The organism is Aurantimonas sp. 22II-16-19i (assembly GCF_002088275.1).
Classification (GTDB): Bacteria; Pseudomonadota; Alphaproteobacteria; order Rhizobiales; family Rhizobiaceae; genus Jiella.
Genome location: NZ_AQQS01000071.1, coordinates 1 through 4,165, shown reverse-complemented (window position 1 = coordinate 4,165; position 4,165 = coordinate 1). Strand labels below are relative to the sequence as shown.

Annotated in this window: 4 protein-coding genes; all 4 read right to left on the bottom strand. The window is 67.3% G+C overall.

The window, feature by feature from the left end:
- A partial coding sequence (locus ATO4_RS26540) for a hypothetical protein (protein WP_139802731.1) occupies positions 1-180 on the bottom strand: 180 nt, incomplete at its 3' end.
- Positions 177-1,304 (bottom strand): phage protease, encoded by a 1,128-nt coding sequence (locus ATO4_RS26535; RefSeq protein WP_176223199.1) that lies wholly within the window; start codon positions 1,302-1,304, stop codon positions 177-179. The genes ATO4_RS26540 and ATO4_RS26535, both read right to left, overlap by 4 nt.
- Before the next feature lie 743 nt (positions 1,305-2,047).
- Entirely contained in the window at positions 2,048-3,352 is a 1,305-nt protein-coding gene (locus tag ATO4_RS26530) for a phage minor head protein (RefSeq protein ID WP_083595094.1), read from the bottom strand.
- Between the two features lie 4 nt (positions 3,353-3,356).
- Positions 3,357-4,165, bottom strand: an 809-nt coding sequence (locus tag ATO4_RS26525) for a DUF935 family protein (protein WP_139802730.1), incomplete at its 5' end; no start/stop codon positions are given.

The following is a 4,165-nucleotide window of genomic DNA, read 5'->3' as shown; positions in this document are numbered from 1 at the left end:
GACGGTGACGTCGCACATCTGGGCGGCCTCGGAGCCGACACGCTCGGCAACACCGAGGCCCTGCCGGGCGACGGCCGCGGCGATCTTGCCCGCCGTCCCGGAGGCGGCGACGATCAGGTAGCCGCCGATCGCGCTTGCGGCTTCGAAGGAGCGGATGTCGCGATTGAGGGCGTAGCTCACTTGCCGGCCTCCTTCTCGGCTTCGGCCTGCACATGGGCGAAGGCGTCGATGTAGCTGATGGGGTTCCCGGCGGTGGTCTGGGCCGAGAGATAGGCGTTGGCCTTGGCGGCAAGCGCCACCGGGTCGATCGCCTTCATCCCGCCTTCGCCGGGCAGCTTGCCGTCGAGGCCGGAGGCGCCCAGCGCCGGCGGCGTCGCCGCCAGGAGGACCGAGACCTGCGTCAGGCCGGCATCGGTCGCGCAGAGCGACGCGTAGCTCTCACGCTGGGCCGGATAGATGCGCTTCTCCTTCAGCGCCGTATCGAGCAGCGTGTCGACCACGCCCTTGCGCGTCGTCGCCTGCAGGGCGGCCAGTTCGGTCTGCGTCGTTGAAAGCTCCGCTCGAAGGCTCGCGAGGTCGCCCTCCGGCTTCTTCTTCAGATCGGCGATCGCCGACAGAACTGCGGTTTCATCGGCACTGGCCGGAAGGCCGAGGGCCGTGACGACCTTGCCCTCGTCGAGTTTCTTTAACAGGCCCGGGATGGCGGCCAGAATGGCGGCCTCGCTGGTTCCGGCGGCAAGCCCGAGGGCGGCCGCGATCTTGTCGCTCATGGCGCTGTCCGTGGATGGTTGCTGGGGATTTGCGCCGGCAAGCGCCGGCATGTTCGCAAGCGCCGGCGCTGTCACCAGCGCCACCGAATGCAGGAAGACGGCGTTCCCCTCCGCGTCGTGCGGGAAGGTCGGCGAGACGTAACGATGGGTGCGGGCGCGGAGCGCTGTCTTGCCGGCATCGAGCCACTCGACCCGGCCATAGAGCCCGTCGTCTCGCGCCACCAGCTCCTCGATCCACCCGATGGCGTCGCTGCGCTGCCCCTTCGACGCGAGGTAGACGGTGCCATGCTCGAAATCGACCGGCACCTTGACGTCGTCGCTGTTGAACCGGGCGGCGAGCATTTCAGGATCGAAGGCGTAGGAGCGTCCGTCGCGGGTGCCGACCCGGCCGCGCGGCGCGATCTTGATCCACTCCTGGGCCGGAGCTGCCCCGATGCCAGCGGCCAGCGCGACGACGACGTCGCCGGTCGACACGGCCATGCCGGTGCTGACCGGTGCGTCGGATGAATGAGGGGTGGAAGCGGTGCTCGTCATGAGCGGACCATCGCAGTCCGCAACACAGCTGATCAGTCGGGACATGTCCCGGTGAAGGCGGTGGCAGGGGGCGATGATCGGGGAATCGGCTCGGTCAGTGCCGACGGCAGACAATGACCCGTACGAGGATCGCCGTCAAAGGGGCTTCAAAGGGCACCAGCGCGATTCGGGGGGCTGGCACGGGCGACGGCGCATCGGGAGGGGCCGGCGCGCCTCAGCGGGCTTCTGTGCGAGGATCCGCTGTGGGCAGATGAACATCCACGGCCCCCCGGCTCTTTGAACCTCACGACATCCGGGGTGCCCCAGACCGCCCTTGCGCGTTCGAACGCTTCTTCCACCACGAAGGCCGCCTCGCGTGCCGATCCTTTCACAAAGCCTCCGGTCGGTCCGCTTTCGGCGGTGGGCGAGCGGTGATACGCAAACACCGTCCCCAGCCACAGCCCTTTGTTCTCAGACGACCCGTCGTAGCGGTAGAACCGCCCGACCTCCGTTCCCTCCCAAAGCGCGACATAGTCTTCGGAGGGATGTCCGAGAGGAGAGCGTCGCCATTGAAGCTTGAGCGGGAGCTTCGACGAAGGGTCGGACATGATGATCTCCGGCATGGCGGCGGGCCGTCCATGGCAGAACGGTTCGCCGACGGCCAATCTAGAGGAGCCCTCGGCGGTTGTCGCTGCAATCCAGATCGACTATCTTGTGATCGGACCTGAGCCATACTGTACAGCCGGCCATGAGCCGCGGGGGACTTACGACCCCCCAGGTCCATCCTTCCCCTTCAAACCTTTCATGCGGATCTGCCGTCGGCTCATCCGGCGGAACGACTGCAGGAACAACTCCGCCGTCGCCCCGACCGATTTCAGAACGGCCCACCAGGCGCTTCCATCCACGAAGCCGCCATAGGCACGCTCGCGCTCTCCTTCGTCGACGCTGACCTCCGCCGTCTCGATCAAACGCTGGACCAGCTGGTAATCGTCGCGCGAGACATCCGGATGGTGCTCGATCTGTTTCGCGGCCGTGTGAAGCGACAGGACGACACTGTTCGTCTCGGCGCCCATCTCCTTGCGTTGCTCGTCGGAGAGGATCGCGATCGGAACGGCGCGGCGTCCGGCCCGCGACGAGGCTTCGGAGCGGTCCGTGTGGTCGAAGGTCTTGGCCGCCTCGAGGAGCGATCCGAAGGCGGGCTCGCGCACCAGCTCCGCGGCGTGGCGGATCCGCGCCTCGGCGGCGATCGCCGGCGCCTCGTTGGGACCGGACAGCTTTGCGGCGACCGTCTCGGCCGAACCGGCGAACTTGGCCGCGACCGTCGCTCGCTGGGCTTCGAACCCCGCCTTGCCGGGATTGTAGGCCCAGCCAGGATCGATGCCGTCGGGAACCTTGGTGATCTCGCCCGTGCGCTTGTTCAGCCAATCGCGCATCGTGATCGCCGGCGCGTCGAACCGCAGCGGGACGCCCCTGGCGAGGAGCCGGTCGACATCGCGCTGTGAGAGGCTTTGGAGGGTGCATTTACAGCGGAAGCCGTTCGGGCAGGCATGAGTGTTCCACCAGGGATGGTCTACCGGCAGAACGGTATTGTGCCAGGCCTGATGCTGCAGGCGCGGATTCTCCTGCCCCTCCAGATGAACGTAGCGCAGGAACGGCCGGGTGGCCTTGTTGCGCTCGAAGCTCGCCCAATGCCCCGCTGCATAGGACACCCGCATGTTGGTGTCGAAGATGAGCTGGAGGCGCCGCACCGAGCCGAGCTGCGCGATGACCTCTTCCCCGGTGACCGGATCGGTGACGCGCTGTCGCCCCCACCACCCCTTCGCCTGCAGGATCGGCGTCATCTCCTTGACGAAATCGCGGGACGTTCGCCCCTGCGCGAAGATCTCCCCGAACCCGTCGGCCAAGTCGCCGACGATGTCGAAGCCGGTCGACTTGGCGACGGTGAACATCGTCGCGTGATCGGCCTGAAAATCGTCGAGGTGGGAGAACTGAGTTTTTTGGTTCTGGCCGCGCCGATCGAGAGCGGCGATCGCCTCGGTGAAGGGCAGTGCCTCAAGCTCGAAGGCCACCGGATCAGGCCTCGTCCGTCAGCAGCTCGCCCGTCTCGCCGGCGAGGCGGGCGGCGAACACCGCCTGGGTCAGCTTTTCCGCCAGGTCGCTCCGGTCCATCGCGGCAAGATGCGCCGTCAGGATCGCCCGCGCCTCCGCCTCGTCGCTGGCGGCCGAGAGCTTCGCCTCGAGCCCCGCGATCATCGGCGCCACCAGCGGCTCCCAGTCGCCCAGGATCTCGTCGACCGCCCGGTCGATCGCATCCCCGCTGCGAACCGCGCGCGCCGCCAGGCTCGCCGGTGGCCCGGCTGGATCCACCTTCTCGGTCTCTGAAGGCTTGGGCCCCTTGGCGCTCTTGTCGTCCGGCTTGCTGCCTGGCGCCGTCGCCGTCGGCACACCGAGCAGCTCCTCGTCTTTCTCGGGTTCCGAAAGCCCCACCCGCTCGCGCATCTCCCGCTGCGAAACCTTCAGCCCGAGCGGCACGAGGACGGAGACGGCGTTCGTCAGACCACCGAGATCCTCAGGCGCTGCGACCTGGTAGGTGGCGCGCGGATAGAGCTGTTGCGGCCCGAAGTTCATCGCGACGAACGGCACGACCAGGTCGCGCGTGATCGTCTGGCCCAGTTGCTTGCCATCAGCCGCCTGGATGTCGAGGCGGACGTCGTTATGGACCGTCGCCTGAGCCTTCGACGATCCGTTGTCCGAGGTCATCGTCTGACCGAGGACGAGCTTGGAGACCTGCTTGTCGACATAGTCGATCAGGCCACCGAAGACGCCGGCGCCGTGCTGCCCTTCGACCTTCTCGAATAAGATCTCCATCCCGGCCGGAATGA